The 22,381-nt window shown below is 69.1% G+C and carries 19 protein-coding genes; 8 read left to right on the top strand and 11 right to left on the bottom strand.

Annotated features, from left to right (window positions below; all coding sequences use genetic code 11):
* Positions 1-8 precede the first annotated feature (8 nt).
* From HMH01_RS10090 to HMH01_RS10080, 3 genes are read right to left on the bottom strand one after another with little or no spacing between them, the layout of a single operon-like run.
* Positions 9-497, bottom strand: a complete 489-nt coding sequence (locus HMH01_RS10090) for a (2Fe-2S)-binding protein (protein WP_171324882.1) — start codon at positions 495-497, stop codon at positions 9-11.
* A gap of 19 nt (positions 498-516) precedes the next feature.
* Positions 517-1,449, bottom strand: a complete 933-nt coding sequence (locus HMH01_RS10085) for an ABC transporter substrate-binding protein (protein WP_171324880.1) — start codon at positions 1,447-1,449, stop codon at positions 517-519.
* On the bottom strand, positions 1,446-3,875 hold the full coding sequence (locus tag HMH01_RS10080) for a xanthine dehydrogenase family protein molybdopterin-binding subunit (protein WP_171324878.1): 2,430 nt from the start codon (positions 3,873-3,875) through the stop codon (positions 1,446-1,448). Before HMH01_RS10080 ends, HMH01_RS10085 begins: the two co-directional genes overlap by 4 nt.
* A 168-nt stretch (positions 3,876-4,043) precedes the next feature.
* Between HMH01_RS10080 and HMH01_RS10075 the strand changes: the two genes are divergently transcribed.
* Both HMH01_RS10075 and HMH01_RS10070 read left to right on the top strand, forming a co-directional pair.
* The gene (locus HMH01_RS10075) at positions 4,044-6,347 is read left to right on the top strand and encodes a xanthine dehydrogenase family protein molybdopterin-binding subunit (RefSeq protein WP_343035220.1); all 2,304 of its coding nucleotides are present in this window, start codon (positions 4,044-4,046) and stop codon (positions 6,345-6,347) included.
* A gap of 37 nt (positions 6,348-6,384) precedes the next feature.
* Positions 6,385-6,960 carry a UbiX family flavin prenyltransferase gene (locus HMH01_RS10070; RefSeq protein ID WP_171324874.1) on the top strand — a complete coding sequence of 192 codons (576 nt, stop codon included), beginning with the start codon at positions 6,385-6,387 and terminating at the stop codon, positions 6,958-6,960.
* On the opposite strand, the gene HMH01_RS10065 is transcribed toward HMH01_RS10070, so the two are convergent.
* Together HMH01_RS10065 and mnmA are read right to left on the bottom strand one after the other, a co-directional pair.
* On the bottom strand, positions 6,957-7,442 hold the full coding sequence (locus HMH01_RS10065) for a TIGR02444 family protein (protein ID WP_216366781.1): 486 nt from the start codon (positions 7,440-7,442) through the stop codon (positions 6,957-6,959). The genes HMH01_RS10070 and HMH01_RS10065 overlap by 4 nt on opposite strands.
* A gap of 262 nt (positions 7,443-7,704) precedes the next feature.
* Positions 7,705-8,871 (bottom strand): tRNA 2-thiouridine(34) synthase MnmA, encoded by a 1,167-nt coding sequence (gene mnmA, locus HMH01_RS10060; protein WP_171324872.1) that lies wholly within the window; start codon positions 8,869-8,871, stop codon positions 7,705-7,707.
* Positions 8,872-8,980: 109 nt separating this feature from the next.
* Between mnmA and sciP the strand changes: the two genes are divergently transcribed.
* The 5 genes from sciP to HMH01_RS17955 all read left to right on the top strand — a co-directional run bounded on the left by sciP (position 8,981) and on the right by HMH01_RS17955 (position 14,681).
* Positions 8,981-9,280 carry a CtrA inhibitor SciP gene (gene sciP / locus HMH01_RS10055; protein ID WP_246237310.1) on the top strand — a complete coding sequence of 100 codons (300 nt, stop codon included), beginning with the start codon at positions 8,981-8,983 and terminating at the stop codon, positions 9,278-9,280.
* 124 nt (positions 9,281-9,404) lie between these two features.
* Positions 9,405-10,124 (top strand): response regulator transcription factor CtrA, encoded by a 720-nt coding sequence (gene ctrA, locus HMH01_RS10050; RefSeq protein ID WP_171324870.1) that lies wholly within the window; start codon positions 9,405-9,407, stop codon positions 10,122-10,124.
* Positions 10,125-10,200: 76 nt separating this feature from the next.
* Positions 10,201-12,330, top strand: coding sequence for an NAD-dependent DNA ligase LigA (ligA, locus tag HMH01_RS10045; protein WP_171324868.1), 2,130 nt, complete (start codon positions 10,201-10,203; stop codon positions 12,328-12,330).
* Positions 12,331-12,361: 31 nt separating this feature from the next.
* Complete coding sequence (gene recG / locus HMH01_RS10040) at positions 12,362-14,455, top strand: ATP-dependent DNA helicase RecG (RefSeq protein ID WP_171324865.1); 2,094 nt, start codon at positions 12,362-12,364, stop codon at positions 14,453-14,455.
* Between the two features lie 100 nt (positions 14,456-14,555).
* Positions 14,556-14,681 (top strand): hypothetical protein, encoded by a 126-nt coding sequence (locus tag HMH01_RS17955; RefSeq protein WP_281365954.1) that lies wholly within the window; start codon positions 14,556-14,558, stop codon positions 14,679-14,681.
* A 152-nt stretch (positions 14,682-14,833) separates the two neighbouring features.
* Here the strand turns inward: HMH01_RS17955 and HMH01_RS10035 are convergent, their stop codons facing one another.
* Positions 14,834-15,283, bottom strand: a complete 450-nt coding sequence (locus HMH01_RS10035) for an iron-sulfur cluster assembly scaffold protein (RefSeq protein ID WP_171324863.1) — start codon at positions 15,281-15,283, stop codon at positions 14,834-14,836.
* A gap of 78 nt (positions 15,284-15,361) precedes the next feature.
* Between HMH01_RS10035 and hisI the strand changes: the two genes are divergently transcribed.
* The gene (gene hisI / locus HMH01_RS10030) at positions 15,362-15,724 is read left to right on the top strand and encodes a phosphoribosyl-AMP cyclohydrolase (protein WP_171324859.1); all 363 of its coding nucleotides are present in this window, start codon (positions 15,362-15,364) and stop codon (positions 15,722-15,724) included.
* On the opposite strand, the gene gluQRS is transcribed toward hisI, so the two are convergent.
* The 5 genes from gluQRS to gyrA all read right to left on the bottom strand — a co-directional run bounded on the left by gluQRS (position 15,719) and on the right by gyrA (position 22,314).
* Positions 15,719-16,579 (bottom strand): tRNA glutamyl-Q(34) synthetase GluQRS, encoded by an 861-nt coding sequence (gluQRS, locus tag HMH01_RS10025; protein WP_171321226.1) that lies wholly within the window; start codon positions 16,577-16,579, stop codon positions 15,719-15,721. The two genes, hisI and gluQRS, sit on opposite strands and share 6 nt — an antisense overlap.
* A 4-nt stretch (positions 16,580-16,583) precedes the next feature.
* On the bottom strand, positions 16,584-17,972 hold the full coding sequence (gene trmFO, locus HMH01_RS10020) for a methylenetetrahydrofolate--tRNA-(uracil(54)-C(5))-methyltransferase (FADH(2)-oxidizing) TrmFO (protein WP_171324856.1): 1,389 nt from the start codon (positions 17,970-17,972) through the stop codon (positions 16,584-16,586).
* 52 nt (positions 17,973-18,024) lie between these two features.
* Positions 18,025-18,870 carry a class I SAM-dependent methyltransferase gene (locus tag HMH01_RS10015; RefSeq protein WP_171324854.1) on the bottom strand — a complete coding sequence of 282 codons (846 nt, stop codon included), beginning with the start codon at positions 18,868-18,870 and terminating at the stop codon, positions 18,025-18,027.
* Between the two features lie 147 nt (positions 18,871-19,017).
* Positions 19,018-19,443 carry a DoxX family protein gene (locus HMH01_RS10010; protein WP_171324852.1) on the bottom strand — a complete coding sequence of 142 codons (426 nt, stop codon included), beginning with the start codon at positions 19,441-19,443 and terminating at the stop codon, positions 19,018-19,020.
* A gap of 144 nt (positions 19,444-19,587) precedes the next feature.
* On the bottom strand, positions 19,588-22,314 hold the full coding sequence (gene gyrA / locus HMH01_RS10005; protein ID WP_171324850.1) for a DNA gyrase subunit A: 2,727 nt from the start codon (positions 22,312-22,314) through the stop codon (positions 19,588-19,590).
* Between the last annotated feature and the right edge of the window lie 67 nt (positions 22,315-22,381).

The following is a 22,381-nucleotide window of genomic DNA, read 5'->3' as shown; positions in this document are numbered from 1 at the left end:
TCCGGTGGTCATTCCGCGGCGAGCCGGGCCGCGCGATAGCGTTCGCCCGCGGCCAGCACCGCCTTGATGATGTTGTGATACCCGGTGCAGCGGCAGAGATTGCCCTCCAGCCCGTGGCGCACCGTCGCCTCGTCCAGCACGCCGTCATGGCGGCGGATCAGGTCAAGGCTCGCCATCAGCATGCCGGGCGTGCAGAAGCCGCATTGCAGGCCGTGGAATTCCTGGAAGGCAGCCTGGAGCGGGTGCAGCGTCTCGCCATCGGCCAGCCCCTCGACCGTCTCGACCTGCGCGCCTTCGGCGGCGGCGGCCAGCACGGTGCAGGATTTCACCGCCCGGCCGTCCAGGATGACGGTGCAGGCCCCGCATTGCGTGGTGTCGCAGCCGACATGGGTTCCGGTCAGGCCCAGATGTTCGCGCAGGAACTGCACCAGAAGGGTGCGGCCCTCGATCTCGTGGGTGCGGGGCGTGCCGTTGACGGTGATGGTGACGCTGGCCATGGCGCGGGCCTCCGTGTTGTCAGCGCGCGGCGCCGAGGGCTTCGAGATGCGACAGGTCGAGATACTTGCCGGCATCGCTCAGCACGGCCCCGCCGGCGCCGAAGCGGGTGCGCAGGCCCAGCACGTTGGCCATGCCCTCGGGCAGCACCGCGGCGCCGGGGGTCAGTCCCGACCTGGGCGAAAGCAGGCTTTCCATCACCGGGCGCACGGCCTGGGGCTGAACTTCCGGCATCCGTTCCTGCAAGAGCGCCTCGGCTGCGTCGCGGTTGGCGGGGTCGCGCACCCAGGCAAGCCCGCGCAGATAGGCGCGCAGAAAGCCCTGCACGGCGTCGGGGTGCCTGGCGGCAAAGCCGCGGCGGGCGGCGATGACCCCGCCCTGGTAGCTGTCATAGATGTCCGAGGAGCGGGCCAGCACCCGGAAGCCCGACTTCACCGCGATGGAGGTGAAGGGCTCGATCGTCAGGGTAGCGGCATGGGTGCCGGCCTTGACCGACTGCCAGCGCTGCGGCGTGGCGCCGACGGCGGCCATCTCGACCTCGGACATGCCGATCCCGTTGCGCGCCATCATGTCGTACAGCACGAAGGCAAAGCCGGTGGCAAGCGCGTCGAGCGCGACCGAACGCCCGCGCAGGTCGGCGAATGTCTCGATCCCGGGGGTGACGACAAGGCTGAGTTCAAGCTGGGTCGCACCGGCCACCACGACATAGCCCGGATCCACGTCCGGCCCCGCGGCGCCCTGGCCCTCGGCATAGGCGACCACGTTGTCGAAGGCGGTGCAGGCGATGTCGCAGTCGCCCGCGGCGGTGGCCCTGGCCTGCTCGACCGAACTGGGGGTCAGTTTCAGGTCCAGTTCCAGCCCTTCGTCGGCAAAGCAGCCATTCGCGATGGCGGCAAAGGTGGGCAGGTTCGGGGCGCCGGGAAAGGCGATGACGCGAAGCGTGCGGGCGGTCATTGGTCTTGTCCTTCGCTGCGGCGGGTCCGCGCGTCGCGCAGCGCCCGCCAGATGGCATAGGGGGTCACGGGCATCGAGATGTCGCGCACGCCCTGGTCGCGCAGCGCGTCGAGCACGGCAAGCGTCACGGTCGCAAGGGCAGGGGTGGTGCCGCCCTCGCCGCCCGCCTTGATCCCCAGCGGGTTGGTCGGAGAGATCACTTCCGCGATCTCGGACACGAAGAAGGGCATGTTGTCCGCGCGCGGCATGCCGTAATCCATCAGCGATCCGGCCAGCGGCTGCCCGGTCGCGGCATCGAGGCTGCATTCCTCCCACATCGCCTGGCCCACGCCCTGGGCGATGCCGCCATGGGTCTGGCCGTGGACGATCAGCGGGTTGATGCAGCGCCCCACGTCATCGACCGAGACGTAGCGGGTGATCGCGACATGGCAGGTTTCGGGGTCGATCTCGACCTCGCAGATGGCGGCGCCGTTGGGAAAGACGGGGGTGTGCATCTCGTTGTCGCGCGCGACCCGCAGCGGGGCCTGCGCCGCGAGTTCGGACAGGCTGACCGTCTGGTTGCTGCCCTGAAGCCGGAACGCGCCGCCCTCGTACTCGAGCGCTGCGGGGTCCGCGTCGAGCGTCCGGGCCGCGCGGGCGCGCGCCTCGGCCAGCAGGTCGGCCGAGGCCATGGCCATCACGGTGCCGGCATGCCGCATCGAGCGGCCCGAGTGAGAGCCGCCGCCCACGCTGACGACGTCGGTGTCGCCCAGCACGATCTCGACCTGGGCCACGGGCAGTTGCAGCATGTCGGCCACCACCTGCGCAAAGCTGGTCTCGTGGCCCTGGCCGCTGGGCTGGGTGCCGATCACGACGGCGACGCTGCCATCGGCGCGGATCTCGATCTCGGCGCGTTCCCTGGGCGAGCCGATGGAGCTTTCGACGTAGTTGGCGAAGCCGCGCCCCAGCCAACGCCCCCGGCTGGCGGCCTCGGCCTTGCGGGCGGCAAAGCCGTCCCAGTCGAAGAGCGCGAGCGCGCGGTCCATGTTCTTCTCGTAGGTGCCGCTGTCATAGACCTGGCCTACCGCGTTCATGTAGGGCATGGCGGCTTCGGGCACCAGGTTGCGGCGGCGCAACTCGAGCGGGTCCATGCCCAGCTGTTCGGCAGCCTTCTCGACCAGGCGTTCGATCGCATAGGTCACTTCCGGCCGGCCCGAGCTGCGATAGGCCTGCGTGCACATCGTGTTGGTAAAGACGGCGCGCGCGCGAAGGGCCGCGACGGGGATGTCGTAGGAGCCGGTGATCAGCCCCGATCCCTTGCCCAGCGGCGAGAGCGAGACGCAGCGCGCGCCCACATTGCTGAGGTTGTCGGCCCGCAGGGCAAGAAAGCGGCCCTCGGCATCGAGCGCGAGTTCCACATGGCTGTGCAGGTCGCGGCCCTGGTAGTCGGTGAGGAACGCCTCGGAACGGGTGGCGGTGTATTTCACCGGCCGCCCCGTCCTGCGCGAGGCCCAGAGCGCCAGGCCGAACTCGACATAGACGCGGTTGCGGGCGCCGAAATTGCCGCCGACATCAAAGGACAGCACGCGCAGGTCTTCGGGCGCGATCCCGAGCACGGTGGACAGCTCGCGCTTCTGCTTCACCGCGCCGCCGCTGCCGGCATAAAGCGTGTAGCGCCCGGTTTCGGCGTCAAAGGCAGCAAGGCAGGCGCGCGGCTCGATGGTGACGGCGGTCACGCGGTTGACGTGGTAGTCCGCGGTCACGACATGGGCGGCGCGGGCAAAGGCCGCGTCCGTCGCCTCCCAGTCGCCGAAGCGCGATTCGATGAAGACGTTGCCGGGAACCTCGTCCCAGACCGCGGGCGCGTCCGCGCGGGCAGCCTCGGCCCCGTCGGTGACATGGGGCAGCACCTCGTAGTCGATCCCGACCAGTTCGGCGGCGTCGGCGGCCTCGGCGGCGCTTTCCGCCACGACGATGGCAACCGCCTCGCCGACATGGCGGACCTTGTCCACCGGCAGCAGCAGGTGCGGCCCGATGAAGGGCTCGCCGCCGCCCGGCGCGGTCAGCTTCATGTCGTGCTTGGTCGAGGGCACCGGGTTGTGCGGGATCGGGCCGAGCCCGTCCTCCAGCGCATCCCATCCGGTCAGCACCGCCAGCACGCCGGGGGCGTCCAGCGCGGGCTGCCTGTCGATCGCCACGATACGCGCATGCGGATGCGGCGCGCGGACCATGGCTGCGTAAACCTGCCCCGGCAGGGCGAAATCGTCGGTGAAGCGTCCGCGCCCGGTCAGAAGGCGGCGGTCTTCCTTGCGCTCGACCGGCTTGCCGATATGGCGGAACAGGCTGTTCCGGATCAGTTCCATCTCGGCCGTGTTGGCGGCCTGTGCCGGAACCGAGAGATCGACGGGTTCGAACCCCGGCTTGCCAGCCCCCGACATCGAATTCATCCCGCTTGTCTCCATTCCGGTGCAGTCCATGTAGATCGGCCAGACGAGCCGACGAACATCTTGCCTACGGTATTAATGTATGACAGTATGTCTGACAAGCAAAAACATGCTTCTGCGGCAGGGCGCATGGCGCGGAAAAGGCTGCGGGGCCGGACTGGGAGTGACGCCGTGAAGATCGGCCAATCTGTGAAGCGGGTCGAGGACATGGCCCTTGTCCGCGGCCTGGGTCGCTACACGGCGGATCTGCCGGCCGCGGAAGGGGAGCTGGCGATGGCCCTGGTGCGATCGCCTGCCGCGGCCGGCAGACTGAAGGACCTCGATATCGCGGATGCACTGGCGGCGGACGGCGTGGTCGCGGTCCTGACCGCGGCCGAGCTGGCGGCTGACGGGATCGGGCCGATCACCTCGCGCATGGCACATCCGGGCCCGGATGGCGGGCCGATGCGCGCGCCTTGCAGCCCGTTGCTGGCGGGGGACGCGGTGCATTTCGTGGGCCAGCCCGTCGCAATCGTGCTGGCCACCAGCCGCGCGGCCGCCGAGGACGCGGCCGATCTGGTCGTGCCGGTGATCGAGGAACGCGCGGCCGTCACCGACGCGGCTGCCGCCCTGGGGCCCGATGCGCCGCGCGTCTGGCCGGAGTTCCCCGACAACCGCTGCTTCCAGGTCGAGAAGGGGGATCTCGACGCGGTCAGGGCCGCGATGGCCCGCGCGCACCGCGTCGTCGCGCGCCGCCTGCGCGTCAGCCGCGTGACCGCCGCGGCACTGGAGCCACGCGCCGCGCGGGGGCGCTTCGACCCGGAAACCGGGCGCTTTCATCTGGAACTGGGCACCCAGGCGCCGCACCGCGTCGCGATGGATCTTGCCCCGGTGCTGGGGGTCGCGCCCGACCGGGTGCATGTCACGGGCCAGGCCTGCGGCGGGTCGTTCGGGATGAAGAACATGGGCACGGCGGAAGCCGCGCTTGCGCTCTGGGCGGCGCGGCGCACGGGGCGGCCGGTACGCTGGGTGGCAAGCCGGCTGGAATCCTTCATGGGCGACCCGCAGGGCCGGGACCAGTGGATCGACGTGCGCCTCGCGCTGGATGCCGACGGGATCTTCCTGGGGCTCGAGGTCGCGATGATCGCCAATCTGGGCGCCTGCCTCGGCCCGTCGACGGTGCATCCGCCGGTGGCCAACCTGGGCGGGCTGGCAGGCGTCTATCGCACCCCGGCGATCCACGCCACGGTGACGGGCGTCTTCACCAACACCCAACACACCGCCCCCTATCGCGGCGCGGGCCGCCCCGAGGCGACCTATGCCATAGAGTCGGCGATCGACGCCGCCGCCGCCGAAACGGGCCTCGACCGGGCCGAGCTGCGCCGGCGCAACATGATCCGCCCCGAGGAGATGCCGTTCCGCACCGGCCTCGTCTTCACCTATGACAGCGGCGATTTCCCCGCGGTCCTCGCACGCGCACAGGACGCCGCCGACTGGGACGGTTTCCCGGCGCGGCAGGCGGCGGCGCGCGCCCGCGGCCGCCTGCGCGGCATCGGCATCGCCTGCCCGATCGAGATCGCGGGCGGCCCGGCGCCGAAGCCGCATGGCGAATACGCCGCGCTGGAGCTGGCCCCCGAGGGCAGGGTGCGCCTGCGCGCCGGCAGTTTCGACTCGGGCCAGGGTCACGCCACCAGTTTCCGGCAGGTGCTGGCCGACCGGCTGGGGCTCGATCCCGAGGGGGTGGAACTGGTCACCGGGGACACCGATGTCGTGCCGCAGGGTACCGGCACCTTCGGCTCGCGCACGCTGGCCGCTGCCGGCACCGCGGTCTGGTCCGCGATGGACGAGATCATCGAACGCCTGCGCGGCGACGCAGCCGACATGCTGGAAGCCGCGGCGACCGATATCGACTTCGCCGACGGCCATTACGTTGTCGCCGGCACCGATCGGCGGCTGCCTTTCGGGGCGGTGCTGGCGCGGCAGCCCGCGCCGCTGTCGGCCGAGGGCTTCGTTGCGGCCGAAAGCGCGACCTTTCCCAATGGCTGCCATGTCTGCGAGCTGGAGATCGACCCCGAGACCGGCCGCACCTTTCTGGAACGCTATGTCGTGGTGGACGATGTCGGCACCGTGGTGAACCCGCTGATCGTGAAGGGGCAGATCGCCGGGGGCGTGGCGCAGGGCGTGGGGCAGGCGCTGTGCGAGCATCTGCAACACGACGCCGATACCGGCCAGCTTCTGACCGCCAGCTTCATGGACTACGCCATGCCGCGCGCGGGCGATCTTCCGGGGATCGAGGTGCTGAGCCACCCGGTCCCGACCCGCGCCAACCCGCTGGGCGTCAAGGGCGCGGGCGAGGCAGGCACGGTGGGCGCGCTGGCCGCGGTGATGAGCGCCGTGCGCGACGCGCTGGCACCCGCGGGCGTGGGCCATATCGACATGCCCGCGACGCCCGGCCGGATCTGGGCCGCGCTGCGGGACAGCGCCACGGCGGGCTGATAACCATGAGCACGACAAGACAGGGCAGGGAACGCGCATGCAGCGTATCATCATCGGCATCACCGGCGCCTCGGGCGTCATCTACGGCATCCGGGCGCTGCAACTGCTGCGCGACCTGCCCGGGATCGAGACCCATGTGGTCATCTCTCCGGCGGCGTTGCGCACGGCGTTGCACGAGGTGGACATGCCCGCAAGCGAGATCCAGGCGCTCTGCGACCACGAGTACAAGCACAAGGATATCGGCGCGGCCATCGCCTCGGGCTCGTTCCGGACTGCCGGAATGCTGGTCGCGCCCTGCTCGATCAAGACGCTCAGCGGCATTGCGCATTGCTATGACAACGACCTGATCGTGCGGGCCGCCGATGTCTGCCTGAAGGAACGTCGCCGCGTGGTGCTGATGCTGCGCGAGACGCCGCTGCATGCGGGGCATATCGCACTGATGGACCAGGCCACCCGCAACGGGGCGATCATCATGCCGCCGGTGCCGGCCTTCTACAGCAAGCCCCGCTCGCTGGACGAGATGGTCACGCAATCCGTGGGCCGGGCGCTCGATCTGTTCGACATCCACCTGCCGGTGGTGCGGCGCTGGACCGAGGACACGACCGAGGATTAACCGACCGCGCCGGCAAGGATCGCAAGCGCCGCGCGGGCGTCCGCATCGGGCCGCCCGCCGTAATGGGCAAGCGCGGTTTCCAGGTTGCGCGCCACGGCATCGGCTGCCCGTGGCAGGCTGTCCATGTCCTGCATGGCCAGTGTCTCCAGCAGGTCCAGCTCGATCCGTTCGGCGCCCAGCTCGGCTGCCTTGACCTTTGTGCGCAGCGCCTCTGTCGCGGCATCCGGCGCGGGGGCGGGACCGGTTTTCATGCGCTGCCGCACCGCGCGCAGCGGGCGGACAACCTCGTCCCGCCAGGGGGCGATGCGGGCGTCGAAGGCGGCCATCCGGTCCTGCGCCAGCATGCGGCCACCGGCGCCGAGCCAGGCCGCGAAAAGCAGCATGGGCACATCGGCGCCGCAGCGTTCCTGAAGGCGCAGGCAGGCCGCCGACACGTTCGGCCGGCCATAGACCCTCAGCGCGAAATCCCAGAGCGGTTCCATGTCATCCCCCGGCCGCAGATGTCCCGTCGTCGCGCCATGCATAGCACGCAGGGGCCGGATGCGAAGCCCGCCGGTGTCCGGCATCCCGAGCCCTGCACGGTCCCGGCCGCGATCAGGCCCGCAGGTCGATGGCGCGGCCCTGAGACTGTCGCCGAAACATGCTTCGCGACGGGCCGGGAGCCGGTTCAGGAAATGCCTGTAACCCTTTGTCGGGAAACGCGATCCAGCGATGCCTGGCGCCTGTCGGACCGGGCGATGCGCGTCAGTCGCGCGTGATCCAGCCGCCGCCCAGTACACGGCTGCCCTCGGGCGCGTAGAAGACGCAGGCCTGTCCGGGCGCCACGCCTTCCTCGGGGGCGATCAACTCGACGATGGCGCCGTGCGGGCCGGTCGGATGCAGGCGCGCGGGCTTCGGCGGGCGGGTGGAGCGGACCTTGACGCCCACCTCCCAGCCGCCCTCGGGGGCGCTCTCGAAGGGGGCGTCGCCCAGCCAGTTCACCTCGCGCACCGGCACGCGGGCGGTGGCCAGGGCCGTGCGCGGGCCCACGACCACGCGGCGCGCATCCGCGTCGAGCCTGACGACGTAAAGCGGCTCGCCGCCGCCGATGCCAAGCCCGCGGCGCTGGCCGATCGTGTAATGGATCACGCCCTCGTGCCGGCCCAGCACATTGCCTGCCATGTCCACGATGTCGCCCGGTTCCGCCGCGCCCGGGCGCAGCTTCTCGATCACCGCGGCGTAAGAGCCGTTGGGCACGAAGCAGATGTCCTGGCTGTCGGGCTTGTCGGCCACCACGAGGCCGAACTCATGGGCCAGCGCGCGGGTCTCGGCCTTGGATTTCAGGTGGCCCAGCGGAAAGCGCAGATAGTCGAGCTGGTCCTGCGTCGTCGAGAACAGGAAATAGCTCTGGTCGCGGTCCGGGTCGGCCGCGCGGTGCAGCTCTGCCTTGTGCGGGCCCATCCTGCGCTGGATGTAGTGCCCGGTCGCCATGCAGTCGGCATCGAGATCGCGGGCGGTTTCCAGCAGGTCGCGGAACTTCACCCGCTCGTTGCAGCGGATGCAGGGCACCGGCGTCGCGCCCGCCAGATAGGCGTCGGCGAACTCGTCGATCACGCTTTCGCGAAAGCGGTTCTCGTAGTCGAGAACGTAGTGGGGAAAGCCCATCGTCTCGGCCACGCGCCGGGCGTCGTGGATATCGCGCCCCGCGCAGCAGGCACCCTTTTTCGCCAGCGCCGCGCCGTGATCGTAAAGCTGGAGCGTGACGCCCACCACGTCATAGCCCTCGCGCTTGAGCATGGCGGCCACGACCGAACTGTCCACGCCGCCCGACATCGCCACGAGGACGCGGGTATCCTCGGGGCGCTTGGCAAAGCCCAGCGAATTGAGGGGCATGTCCGCCGGATGCGTCGCGGCGGTCGCGGTCTGGGTCATGGCTGATGCTCCGGAAAATCCGGGGAAATATAATAAAACCCGAGACACATACAACCCCGCCCCTTCATCCCGGCTTAAGGCCAACGGGCCTAATCCGGTTCCCGGGAGCATGAGAAAGAAGGGGTGCAACATGTATGTCAGGCGGGAAAAGGGGCCGCTTTTCGTGACCTTGGCGGATGGCAGCCGGCTGACGCGGTCGGATCTGCCGCCCCGGGGCGAACATCGCTGGGTCGCGCGGCGCAAGGCCGTGGTGGTCCATGCGGTGACCAGCGGCCTGCTGACAGAGGAAGAGGCCTGCGAGATCTACGGGCTTTCAACCGAAGAGCTGAACGGCTGGCGCGTCGCGATGGAAACCTGGGGACCGCGGGCCCTGCGCGCGACGGCGGTGCAGAAATACCGAAAAGTTTAACGGTATTGATAAAAAACAACCTCCGGTGGTAATGTTCGATTAACCATTGGGACCTAGACATCGAGTGGTTGAAACGAACGAGACGAAGAACGGTCGAAACGAATTCACGCTGCGGAGGCAAGCCATGCGCGTACTGCTCGTCGAGGACGATCCCGCCACCTCGAAAAGCGTCGAGATGATGCTGACCAGCGCCAATCTCAACGTGTACGCGACCGATCTGGGCGAGGAGGGGGTCGATCTGGCGCGGCTCTATGACTACGACCTGATCCTGCTGGACCTGAACCTTCCGGACATGACCGGGCACGAGGTGATGCGCCAGCTGCGCCTGTCCAAGATCTCGACGCCGATCCTGATCCTGTCGGGGCTGGACGACACCGAAAGCAAGATCCGCGGCTTCGGCTTCGGGGCCGACGACTACATGACCAAGCCCTTCCACCGTGAGGAACTGGTTGCCCGGATCCACGCGATCGTCCGCCGCTCCAAGGGCCATGCGCAGTCGATCATCACCACCGGGCCGGTCGCGGTGAACCTGGATACCAGGACCGTCGAGGTGGACGGGCAGCCGGTGCACCTGACCGGCAAGGAGTACCAGATGCTCGAGCTGCTCAGCCTGCGCAAGGGCACCACGCTGACCAAGGAGATGTTCCTCAACCATCTTTATGGCGGCATGGACGAGCCGGAGCTCAAGATCATCGACGTCTTCATCTGCAAGCTGCGCAAGAAACTGGCCGAGGCGACGGGCGGCGAAAGCTTCATCGAGACGGTGTGGGGCCGCGGCTATGTCCTGCGCGAGCCGCAGTCCGCCATCACCCGCGCGCGCCAGGGGCTTGCGCTCAGGGCCTGAGGGACCACGCGCGCCGCTGGCCAAGCGCGGACAGGCGGTCTAAATCTCCACCGTCTTGCGGCGGCGGGAGAGGGTGATGGCAAGGAACGGGATCGAGACGAAGGCGGCTGCCGCGCTGAGCGAGGCAGAGGCGCGGGCGGAACTGGCGCGGCTGGCGGGGCTTCTGGGCAAGGCGAACGACGCCTATTACCAGGCCGATGCGCCGGTCATGCCGGATGCCGATTACGACGCACTCAAGCGCCGCAACGCGGAAATCGAGGATCGTTTTCCCGACCTAAAGCGCGATGACAGCCCGACCGAACAGATCGGCGCCGCCCCTGCGCAGGGTTTCGGCAAGATCCGCCACGCGATCCCGATGCTTTCGCTCGGCAATGCCTTTTCCGCCGAGGATGTGACCGAGTTCGACCAGCGCATCCGCCGTTACCTGAACCTTTCGTCAGAAGAATCCCTCGCCTTTACGGCCGAGCCCAAGATCGATGGCCTGTCGCTGTCGCTGCGCTACGAGCGTGGCACGCTGATCCACGCCGCCACCCGCGGCGATGGCGCCGTGGGCGAGAACGTCACCGCGAATGCGCGCACCCTGGGCGATATTCCCGAACGGATCGACGGCGCGCCCGACGTGCTGGAAGTGCGGGGTGAGGTCTATATGTCCCATGCCGATTTCGCGGCGCTGAACGCGCGCCAGCAGGAGGCGGGGCAGAAGGTCTTCGCCAATCCGCGCAACGCCGCCGCGGGCTCCCTCCGGCAGCTTGATCCCGCGATCACCGCCGGCCGGCCGCTGCGCTTCTTCGCCTATGGCTGGGGCGAGCTGTCGGAACCGCTTGGCAAGACCCAGCTCGAAAGCCTGCGCCGGCTGGAAAGCTTCGGCTTCACCGTCAATCCGCTGACCACGCTGTGCGACGGCCCGGCCGAGTTGATCGCGCAGTATCGCCGGATCGAGGCGGACCGCGCGACGCTGGGCTACGACATCGACGGTGTCGTCTACAAGGTGGACGACCTGGGTCTTCAGGGCCGGCTGGGGTTCCGTTCGACCACGCCACGCTGGGCCATCGCGCACAAGTTCCCTGCGGAAAAGGCGACCACCCGGCTGGAGCGGATCGAGATCCAGGTCGGCCGCACCGGTGCACTGTCGCCGGTGGCGCGGCTGACGCCTGTCACCGTGGGCGGCGTCGTCGTGTCCAACGCGACGCTGCACAATGCCGACTACATCGCCGGGCGCGACAGCCAGGGCAACCCGATCCGCGAGGGGCGCGACCTGCGCGAGGGGGACTGGGTCACCATCTACCGCGCCGGCGACGTGATCCCCAAGGTCGAGGATGTGGACCTGTCGCGCAGGCCCGCGGACGCGGAACCCTACGTCTTCCCCGAAACCTGTCCGGTCTGCGGCTCGGACGTCATCCGCGAGCAGGGCGAGGCCGTCCATTACTGTACCGGCAACCTGATCTGCCCGGCGCAGGCGGTTGAAAAGCTGAAGCATTTCGTCTCGCGCGCGGCCTTCGACATCGAGGGGCTGGGCGCCAGGGCGGTGGAGGCCTTCTTCACCGACGGCTGGATCCGCGAGCCCGCCGACATCTTCACCCTGCGGGATCGCTACGGGCCGGGCAACCTGACCCAGCTGAGGAACCGCGAGGGCTGGGGCCCCAGATCCGCCGAAAACCTGTTCGCCGCCATCGACGAGCGGCGCCGCGTGCCGCTCAACCGGCTGATCTTTGCCCTTGGCATCCGCCATGTCGGCGAGACGGGGGCAAAGATGCTGGCGCGGCATTACGGAAGCTGGGCCGCCTTCGCCGCCGCCATGGAAGAGGCGCGCGACCACGCCGGCCCCGCATGGGAGACGCTGAACGCGATCGACGGGGTGGGGCCGGTGCTGGCGGCGTCGGTGGTGGATTTCTTCCATGACCCCCAGAACCGCGCGGCGGTCGACCGGCTGGCGGAACAACTGACCATCGAGGATGTCGCGGCCCCCAGCACCGCGGGAAGCCCGGTTGCGGGCAAGACCGTCGTCTTTACCGGCACGCTCGAGACCATGACCCGCGCCGAGGCCAAGGCGCGGGCCGAGGCGATGGGGGCCAAGGTGTCGGGCTCGGTCTCGGCGAAAACCGATATCGTGGTGGCGGGGCCAGGGGCGGGATCCAAGCTTGCCAAGGCCGAGGAGTTGGGCCTTGCGGTGATGACCGAAGAGGAGTGGCGCGCGCTGATCGGTTGATCCGCGCCGCCCGCTGCCGTCATATGCCGCGATGACCCATGCCCGGCCCGAAGCCCTGTTTCCGCTGTTCGGCGCGATCACGACCCTGCCGGGCGTGGGGCCCAAGATCGCGGCCCTCATGGAGAAGATGGGCATCACCCGCCCGCGCGACCTGATCCTGACGCTGCCCGCGGGCGGCGTGGACCGCGCGCGCCGCGACAGCGTGCTGGGGGCGACCCTGCCGGGCGTCGTCACGGTGGAGGTGACGGTCGGTGGCCACCAGCCGCCGCCGCGCAAGGGCCGGCCCTACCGCGTCTTCGTGACGGATGCGCGCACCGAGTTCGAGCTCGTGTTCTTCCACGCCCGCGAGGACTGGCTGCGCCGTCAGCTGCCGCATGGCGCGCGGCGGCTGGTCTCGGGCCGGGTCGAGCTGTTCGACGGCCGCGCGCAGATGGCGCATCCCGACTATATCCTGCCCCCCGAGGAGGCGGACGAGCTGCCGGGCTTCGAGCCGGTCTATCCGCTGACCCAGGGCCTGACGCTGAAGACCATGAGCCGGGCGGCCGCCGGGGCCGTCGCGCTGCTGCCGGAGTTGCCGGACTGGATCGACCCGGAGCTGAAGCGCCGCCGCGGCTGGCCCGACTGGGCCTGTGCGGTGCGGATGGCGCATGCGCCCGCGACGGCCGCGGACCTGTCGCCCGAGGCGCCCGCGCGCGCGCGGCTGGCCTATGACGAGCTGTTCGTGCACCAGGTCACCCTGGCGCTGGCGCGGCTCAAGCGGCGCAGGCGGCCGGGCCGGGTGACGGCCGGGACCGGCGCGCTTCAGGCGCGCGTCCTGGCGGCGCTGCCCTATGCGCCGACCGGGGCGCAATCCCGCGCCATCGCCGAGATCGGCGCCGACATGGCCGCGCCCCACCGGATGAACCGCCTGCTGCAAGGCGATGTCGGGTCCGGAAAGACGCTGGTCGCGCTGATGGTCATGCTGGCCGCGGTCGAGGCGGGCGGGCAGGCGGCGCTGATGGCGCCGACCGAGATCCTGGCGCGGCAGCATCTTGAGGGGCTGGCGCCGCTTGCGCGCGATGCGGGCGTCCGGCTGGAGATCCTGACCGGGCGCGACCGCGCGGCCGAACGGGCCGCGAAGCTGGCCGATCTGGCCGCGGGGCGCATCGACATCCTGGTCGGCACGCATGCGCTGTTCCAGGCGGATGTGGTCTTTGCCGATCTGCGTCTTGCCGTGGTGGACGAACAGCACCGTTTCGGGGTGCGCCAGCGCATGGACCTGGGTGCCAAGGGCGCGGCCGTTGACCTGTTGGTGATGACCGCGACGCCCATTCCGCGCAGCCTGGCGCTGGCGCAATATGGCGACATGGACCTGTCGGTGCTGGACGAGAAGCCGCCGGGCCGCCAGCCCGTCGAGACGGCGCTGATTTCCTCGGAACGGCTGGATGCGGTGGTCGCGCGGCTCAAGGTGGCGGTGTCCGAGGGGCGGCGCGCCTATTGGGTCTGCCCGCTGGTGGCCGAAAGCGAGGTGGTGTCGGCCACCGCCGCCGAGGAACGGTTCAAGGCGCTGCGGGCCGCCCTGGGCGAGGGGGTGGTGCGGCTGGTGCACGGCCAGATGCCGTCCGCCGAGAAGGATGCGGCAATGGCGGATTTCGTCGCGGGTCGCGCGCAGGTGCTGGTTGCCACCACCGTGATCGAGGTGGGCGTGAACGTGCCCGAGGCGACCATCATGGTGATCGAGGGCGCCGACGGCTTCGGCCTGTCGCAGCTGCACCAGCTGCGCGGCCGCGTCGGACGGGGGGCGGGCAAGTCCACCTGCCTGCTGATGTACGACCCGCCGCTGACGCCCTCGGCCGAGGCGCGGCTGGGCATCATGCGCGCGACCGAGGACGGCTTCCGCATCGCCGAGGAAGACCTGCGCCTGCGCGGCGCGGGCGATGTGCTGGGCACGGCGCAATCGGGCCTGCCGCGGTTCCGGATCGCGGATCTGGAGCGACAGTCGGACCTGATGGCGGTGGCGCAAAGCGATGCGCGCGCCTTCCTGGAGCGTGACCCGGACCTGGCGTCCGAGCGGGGCAGGGCGGTGCGCACCGCGCTCTACCTGATGGAGGCGGACCGCGCGATCCGGCTGCTTTCGGTGGGCTGAGGCGCCCGGCGTTCCGCTTCGTTCTCAAATGTTCTTAAAAAGTTCTTGACCAGTCGCGGGGAATCGTGAGAACAATCTGGCAACACCTGACGGGAGACAGATGATGCGCCAGATCCTCGACATGGAACGCCCCGCCGCCCTGATGTTGCTGGGGGACGCGATCGGGCTTGCCGCGATCTGCGTGATCCTGACGGTGGGGCTTGCGCTGCCCGGTATCGTTTTCTGAACTGCCTGCGGACTTCCCGGCGCGCGGACATGCCTCCCGCGCATATGGGCCCGTCATCCTGCTGCCTGGGATGAGGCTCTGCCGGACCAAGGACGCCACTTTTCGCCGCTCGGGTGCGCCCGCAGCGGCGATTTTTTTGGTTCGATGCCGGATCAGGCCGCCGCTTCGAGCGCCTTGTCGAATGCCTCGACCGTCGCGTCCAGCGTCAGCAGGATCGAGGCGTGGCGGTTCTTGTAGTCGCGTGCGGGCAAGAGCACCTCGAACCCCTCGAAGGGGGCGTCGGGCACGGGCCCGTTCTCTTTCAGCATGGCGCGCAGCTGGTCGCGGGCGCGCGCCACGTCCTCGCGGGTGCGGCCCGGCATGACCGCGCCCGACACCGCGGCCGAGGCCTGGCCAAGGGCACAGGCCTTCACGTCCTGCGAATACTCGGAGATGCGGCCATCCTTCAGCCGAAGCGCCACCGTGACGGTGGACCCGCACAAGGGCGAGCGGGTCTTGGCCACCGCCTGCGGGTCCGCCAGCGGCGCCTGATGCGGAATCGAGGCCGACAGCGCCAGGATGCGCTGGGAATAGAGCTTGATCAGGTCGCTGTCCGTGCTCATGGCCGCTTCCATCTTGCAAACCGCGTCATGCCCGATATTTAGCTCAGACCCCGGGATGCGAAAAGAGGCAGGACGGAAATGACGCGGTTCGATCCGGAAACACTGAAATGGGATGCGAACGGCCTGATCCCCGCCATCGCCCAGGACCATGCCACCGGCGAGGTGCTGATGATGGCCTGGATGAACCGCGAGAGCCTGGCAGAGACGCTTGGCAGCGGGCAGGTCACCTACTGGTCGCGCTCGCGCCAGGCGCTCTGGCGCAAGGGCGAGACATCGGGCCATGTGCAGCGCCTGGTGCGGCTGAGCGTGGATTGCGACCGGGATTGCATCCTGATGCAGGTCGATCAGACCGGCCCGGCCTGCCACACCAACCGCCGGTCCTGCTTCTACACGGATGTTGCCGGCGGGCAGGAGACGGTGACCGCCCGGCCGATGCTATAGCCCGACCATCGCGCGGATATCGGCGGGGCTTGCGCCTTCGGCGCGGTATTTCGCGATGGCCCGCGCATCGTCGCGCTTGGCCAGCCGCTTGCCGGCGGCATCGCGGATCAGGCGGTGGTGGTGATAGACCGGCGTCGGCAGGTCCAGCAGCGATTGCAGCACGACATGGATCTGCGTCGCCTCGAACAGGTCGCGGCCCCGGGTGACATGGGTGACGCCCTGGAAGGCGTCGTCCAGCACGACCGCAAGGTGATAGCTTGTGCCCATGTCGCGGCGCGCGAGCACCACGTCGCCGACCTCTGCCAGCAGCCGGGCGGGGTCCAGCGCGACGCGCCCCTGCCCAGGTTCCCCGGTCTCATCGAAGGACAGCGGTCCGCGCAGCGTCCCGACCGCGCGCGCCATGTCGAGGCGCAGCGCCACGCCCTCGGGCGGAAAGGGCAGGTCGGGGCCGCGCCCCTGCGCGCGGCAGGTGCCGGGATAGATGGGGCCGTCGGGGCCCATCGGGATCTCTGCGCCCTCCTGCGGGGCCGACAAGGCAGCGGCGATGTCGCGGCGGTTGCACGAACAGGCAAAGATCAGTCCCCGCGCCCAGAGATCCGCGAGTGCGGCGCGATAGGCGGGCAGGCGGGTCGATTGGCGCAAGACGGGTTCGGGCCAGTCGATCCCCAGCCAGTGCAGGTCGTCGAGGATCCGCGCCTCCCATTCGGGGCGGGCGCGGCTCTGGTCGATATCCTCGATCCTGAGCAGGAACTGCCCGCCCGACGCCCGGGCATGATCCCAGGCGGTCAGGGCGGAAAAGGCATGGCCCAGATGCAGCGGGCCAGTGGGCGAGGGGGCGAAGCGCTCTGTCCGCACCGCGTTATTGCGCGGCCTGCGCCGCTGGCCCCCCGGGCTGCGCGGCGGCCCCGAGCCAGGCGGTGAACTCGGCCTTCGCGCGGTCGGTATAGGCCTTGTAGCGCTCTTTCCGGCCGCGCCGTCCGCCGCGCGCATCCTCCAGCGGGGGGAACAGGCCGAAATTGACGTTCATCGGCTGGAAGGTCCGCGCATCCGCGCCCCCCGTGATGTGGTTCACCAGCGCGCCGATCGCGGTGGTGAAGGGCGGCGGATCCAGCCGCTGGCCCAACGCCTCGGCCGCGGCCAGGCGCCCGGCAAGCAGCCCCATCGACGCGCTTTCGACATAGCCCTCGACGCCCGTGACCTGGCCGGCAAAGCGGATATGGGGGTGGGACTTCAGCCGCAGCTGACCGTCGAGCAGCCGCGGCGAGTTGAGGAAGGTGTTGCGGTGGATGCCGCCCAGCCGGGCGAAGCTCGCCTCCTCCAGGCCGGGGATCAGGCGCAGGACTTCCGTCTGGGCGCCGTATTTCATCTTGGTCTGGAAACCCACGATGTTGAACAGCGTCCCCAGCGCGTTGTCGCGCCGAAGTTGGACCACCGCGTAGGGTTTTTCGGTGGGGTTGTGCGGGTTGGTCAGGCCCACGGGCTTCATGGGCCCGTGGCGCAGCGTCTCGCGCCCGCGCTCGGCCATCACCTCGACCGGCAGGCAGCCCTCGAAATAGGGGGTGTCCTTTTCCCAGTCCTTGAACTCGGACTTCTCCGCCGCCAGCAGCGCGTCGATGAAGCGGTCATACTGTTCGCGGTTCATCGGGCAGTTCAGATAGGCGGTGCGCTCTTCCTCGGTGTCGCCCTTGTCGTAGCGGGACTGGAACCAGGCGCGGCTCATGTCGATCGAATCGGCATAGACGATCGGCGCGATGGCATCGAAGAAGGCGAGCGACTCCTCGCCGGTCGCGGCCCGGATCGCCTGGGCCAGGCTGGCCGAAGTCAGCGGACCGGTGGCCACGATGGTGCTGCCCCAGTCGGCGGGCGGCAGGCCCGAAACCTCGGCGCGGTCGATCTCGATCAGCGGATGGCTGGTCAGCCGCTCGGTCACGGCGGCGGAAAAGGCGTGGCGGTCCACGGCCAGCGCGCCGCCCGCGGGCAGCTGGTGGCGGTCGCCCATCTCCATGATCAGCCCGCCCGCCGCGCGCATCTCCCAATGCAGCAGGCCGACGGCGTTGTTCTCGTGGTCGTCCGAGCGGAAGGAGTTGGAACAGACGAGTTCCGCGAAATCGCTGGTCTGGTGGGCGAAGGTGCCGGTGACGGGCCGCATCTCGTGCAGCACCACCGGGATGCCCGCCTGGGCGATCTGCCAGGCGGCCTCGGATCCGGCCATGCCGCCGCCGACGATATGGATGGGGTTCAACTTCATGCGCGGGATGTAGGGAAAACACGGGAAAAAGGAAAGGGGTCGCGCGCGCCGCTCAGGCGGGCCTTGCCCCCGATGCGAGAACGAATTCGAACTGCGCCTCGAAGCCCCGGTCCGTCTCGAACCGCGCCAGGCACTCGGCGACCTCGTCCCAGGCGCGGGCGCGTTCCTCGGGCGAAAGCCCTGCCACCAACGCGCGGAAGACGCCGAAGGCATCCTGCATCATCGTCTGCGCGACGGCGGCGTCCGGAAGACGAAGTTCCGCCTGCAGGGTACGCGTCTCGATATCCTCGAAACCGGCATCGCCGATCATGCGGGCCAGCATCCCTTCCGCGCCCAGCGCGAAGATGCCGGGCTGGCCCGGAGGCGGCGGCGACTTGCCTGCATGCCGCATCAGGATGCCCAGCGGCTGCGCCATGTAGGGGTTCCGCTGTGGCGTCGTGAAGACCAGCGCGGCAAACCGCGCCCCGGGCGCCAGGACGCGACGCACGCCCTGAAGGGCGGTGTCCGGCGCGGGAAACAGCATCAGCCCCAGCCGGCAAACCGCGGCGTCGAACGGACCCGGCGCGTCGCCCAGCGACTCGGCCGCGCATTCGAGCGTCTCGATCGTGTCGATGCCCGCTTCTGCGGCACTCTGCCGAAGATATTCCAGCATGCGTGCCGAAATGTCGCTGGCAACCACGCGCCCCCTGGACCCGACCCGCTGCGCGAGCTTCTGGCTTGTGCTGCCCGCGCCGCAGGCGACGTCCAGCACGCGCATCCCGGGGCGGACCCCCGCCATGTCGATCAGGGTGTCGGTGACATCGGAAAACTGGGAGGTAAGCGTCGCTTCCCATTTCGCCCAGCCGGGTGCGGCGGACTCCCAGATCTCTCGTACCTCGGTCAGCCTGGCCCCGGCCATTGGAGCGGCTCCAGATTGATGGCGACGGGTATTATCGTATCACGATTGTCGCATTCTGGCCATGCCGGGGCGGGAAAGGGCGCGGTGCATGGCCTGCAACGGGTCGGGGCCGCCCCCAAGGGCGGCCCCGAAACGGTGCGGTTGCGGTCAGGCGCGGGCGGGCGTGCCGCCATCGTTGCGGTTGTCCACCGACAGCGGGCCAGCGCCCAGCGCGGTCAGCAGCAGGAAGCCGCCGGCGATCGAGACGTTCTTGAAGAACTGGTTCATCTCGGCCATCTGGGCGAAGCCCTCCATGCCCTGGGCGGGCAGGTAGTGGTAGAGGAAGCCCGAAAGCAGCGAGAAGCCGGCCAGCAGCAGCGCGGTCACGCGGACCTGGTAGCCCACCAGGATGAACAGGCCGCCGACGATTTCCAGCGCGATGGTCGGATAGACCAGAAAGCCCGGCAGGCCGCCCGAGGCGATGTAGCCCGCGGTGCCCTGGACATCGCCCAGCTTGCCGAAGCCTGCGAAGATGAAGATGAAGGCGAGAAGGAACCGGCCAAGCGGCGCGGCAAAGGTCGAAACTGCGGTCATGTCTGTGTTCCCTGTGTTTGGGTGTGTCGGTGCGGGTTGCGACGCCCTTCAGATACCGCAACCCGGGACGGGAACAATCCTTAAAGCATTACACGATTTGTTTTCTATCCAGCACCAATTGCGGATGGGCCCGAGCCGCTGGGCTCAGGCCTCTTCCTCGCCGTTGCCGGTGTCGGCGATCCAGGCGACAGAGACGACTTCCTCGCCCCTGGCGGTGTTGAACACCTTGACCCCGCCCGCCCCGCGCGAACGGAAGGAGATGTCGGCCACCGGGCAGCGGATCGACTGGCCCGCGGATGTCACCAGCATGATCTGGTCGGCCGCATCCACCGGGAAGGAGGCGACAAGCCGGCCCCCGCGCATGCCCTTGTCGCAGGCCATCACGCCCTGGCCGCCGCGCCCGCGCACCGGGTAGTCGTGGCTGGAGGACAGCTTGCCCGATCCGCCCGCGGTGATGGTCAGGATCAGATCCTCGGCCGCCGACATCTCGGCATAGCGCTCCTGGGCGAGGGCCACGTCGGCCACGGGTTCCTCGGCATCGGCGTCGGCGCCTTCGTCATCGGCGCCTGCCACGGCGCGGCGCATCTTGAGATAGGCCGCGCGCTCGTCCGATCCGGCCTCGAAATGCCGGATCACGGCCATCGAGACGACGCTGTCACCATCCGCCAGGCGGATACCGCGCACGCCGGTCGAATCGCGCCCCTTGAAGATGCGCACATCCGTCGTGGGGAAGCGGATCGCCTTGCCCAGGGCGGTGACAAGCATCACGTCGTCATTCTCGTCGCAGATGCGGGCATTCACCAGGCTGACGCCCTCGGGCAGCTTCATGGCGATCTTGCCGTTGGACTTCACGTTGGTGAAGTCGGACAACGCGTTCCGGCGCACCGTCCCCTCGGAGGTGGCGAAGACGATCTGCAGGTTCTCCCACTCCTCCTCGGGGCGGTCGACCGGCATGATGGCCGCGACCGACACGCCCTGCGGGATCGGCAGGATGTTGACGATGGCCTTTCCGCGCGCGTTGCGGCCCGCCTGCGGCAGGCGCCAGGTCTTGAGCTTGTAGACCATCCCCTCGGTGGTGAAGAACAGAAGCGGCGTGTGGGTGTTGGCGACGAAGAGGGTGGTGACCACGTCCTCGTCCTTCATCGACATGCCGGCCAGTCCCTTGCCGCCGCGCTTCTGCTCCCGGTACTCGGAAAGGGCGGTGCGCTTGATGTAGCCCGACAGGGTCACGGTCACGACCATGTCCTCGGGCTCGATCAGGTCCTCGTCCTCGAAATCGGCGGCGTGTTCCACGATCTCCGTGCGGCGCGGCACGGCGAACAGCTCGCGCACCTCGGCCAGTTCGGACGAGATGATCGCCATGATCCGCTCGCGCGAGCGCAGGATGTCGAGGAAGTCCTTGATCTTCGCCGACAGCTCGCCCAGCTCGTCGGTGACTTCCTTGACGCCCAGCTGCGTCAGCCGCTGAAGCCGCAGGTCGAGGATCGCGCGCGCCTGCGTCTCGGACAGGTTGTAGGTGCCGTCCTCGTTGATCTTGTGGCTGGGGTCGTCCACCAGCCGGATGTAGTCGGCGATGTCGCGCGCGGGCCAGCGGCGGGTCATCAGCCGCTCGCGCGCCTCGGCCGCGTCGGCCGAGCTGCGGATCGTGGCCACCACCTCGTCCACGTTCGACACGGCCACGGCCAGCCCGCAGAGCACATGCGCCCGCTCGCGCGCCTTGTTCAGCTCGAACGCCGTGCGCCGCGCCACCGCATCCTCGCGGAACGAGATGAAGGCGGTCAGGAAATCGCGCAGGGTCAGCTGCTCGGGCTTGCCGCCGTTCAGCGCCAGCATGTTGCAGCCGAACGAGGTCTGAAGCGGCGTGAAGCGGTAGAGCTGGTTCAGCACCACCTCGGGCGTGGCGTCGCGCTTGAGTTCGATCACGACCCGCACGCCGACGCGGTCGCTTTCGTCCTGCACATGGGCGATGCCCTCGATCTTCTTGTCGCGCGCGAGTTCCGCGATACGCTCGATCATGGTGGCCTTGTTCACCTGGTAGGGGATCTCGGTCACGATGATGGCGTGGCGGTCGCGGCGGATCTCCTCGATGGCGGTCCGGGCGCGGATGATGACCGAGCCGCGCCCCTCAAGGTAGGCCTTGCGCGCGCCGGACCGGCCCAGGATGATGCCGCCCGTCGGGAAATCGGGGGCCGGCACATACTCCATCAGCTGCTCGGAACTCAGGTCGGGGTTCTCGATCAGCGCCTGCGTCGCGTCGATCACCTCGCCCAGGTTGTGCGGCGGGATGTTGGTCGCCATGCCGACGGCGATGCCGCCCGCGCCGTTGACCAGCATGTTGGGAAAGCGCGCCGGCAGCACCACCGGCTCGCGGTCCTTGCCGTCGTAATTGTCCTGGAAATCGACGGTGTCCTTGTCGATGTCGGCCAGCAGGAAATCCGCGGCCTTGTCCATGCGCACCTCGGTGTAGCGCATGGCCGCGGGGGCATCGCCGTCCATCGAGCCGAAATTGCCCTGGCCGTCCAGAAGCGTCAGCGACATCGAGAAGTCCTGCGCCATGCGCACCAGCGCGTCATAGATCGCGCTGTCGCCATGGGGGTGGTATTTCCCCATCACGTCGCCCACCGGGCGCGCCGACTTTCGATAGGGCTTGTCGGCGGTGTTGCCCGTCTCGTGCATGGCATAGAGAATGCGCCGGTGCACCGGTTTCAGCCCGTCGCGCAGGTCGGGGATCGCGCGGCTGATGATGACCGACATCGCGTAATCGAGGAACGAGGTCTCCATCTCGCTCTCGATCGTGATGGTCGGCCCCGAATGGGGTTGGCGCGCGGGCGGTTGGCCGCCTTCTGCGGGAGTCTCGTCGTCGCTGCTCATGCGGTGCCTTCTTGCCGGGCTGAAACGCTAGATATTGCGTGGGCGACTATAGCCCGCCGCGAGATGC

Origin of the sequence: Halovulum dunhuangense (assembly GCF_013093415.1) — a bacterium.
GTDB classification, from domain to species: Bacteria; Pseudomonadota; Alphaproteobacteria; order Rhodobacterales; family Rhodobacteraceae; genus Halovulum; species Halovulum dunhuangense.
The sequence above is the reverse complement of the archived record's forward strand: the minus strand, read 5'-3'. Positions and strand labels throughout refer to the sequence as shown.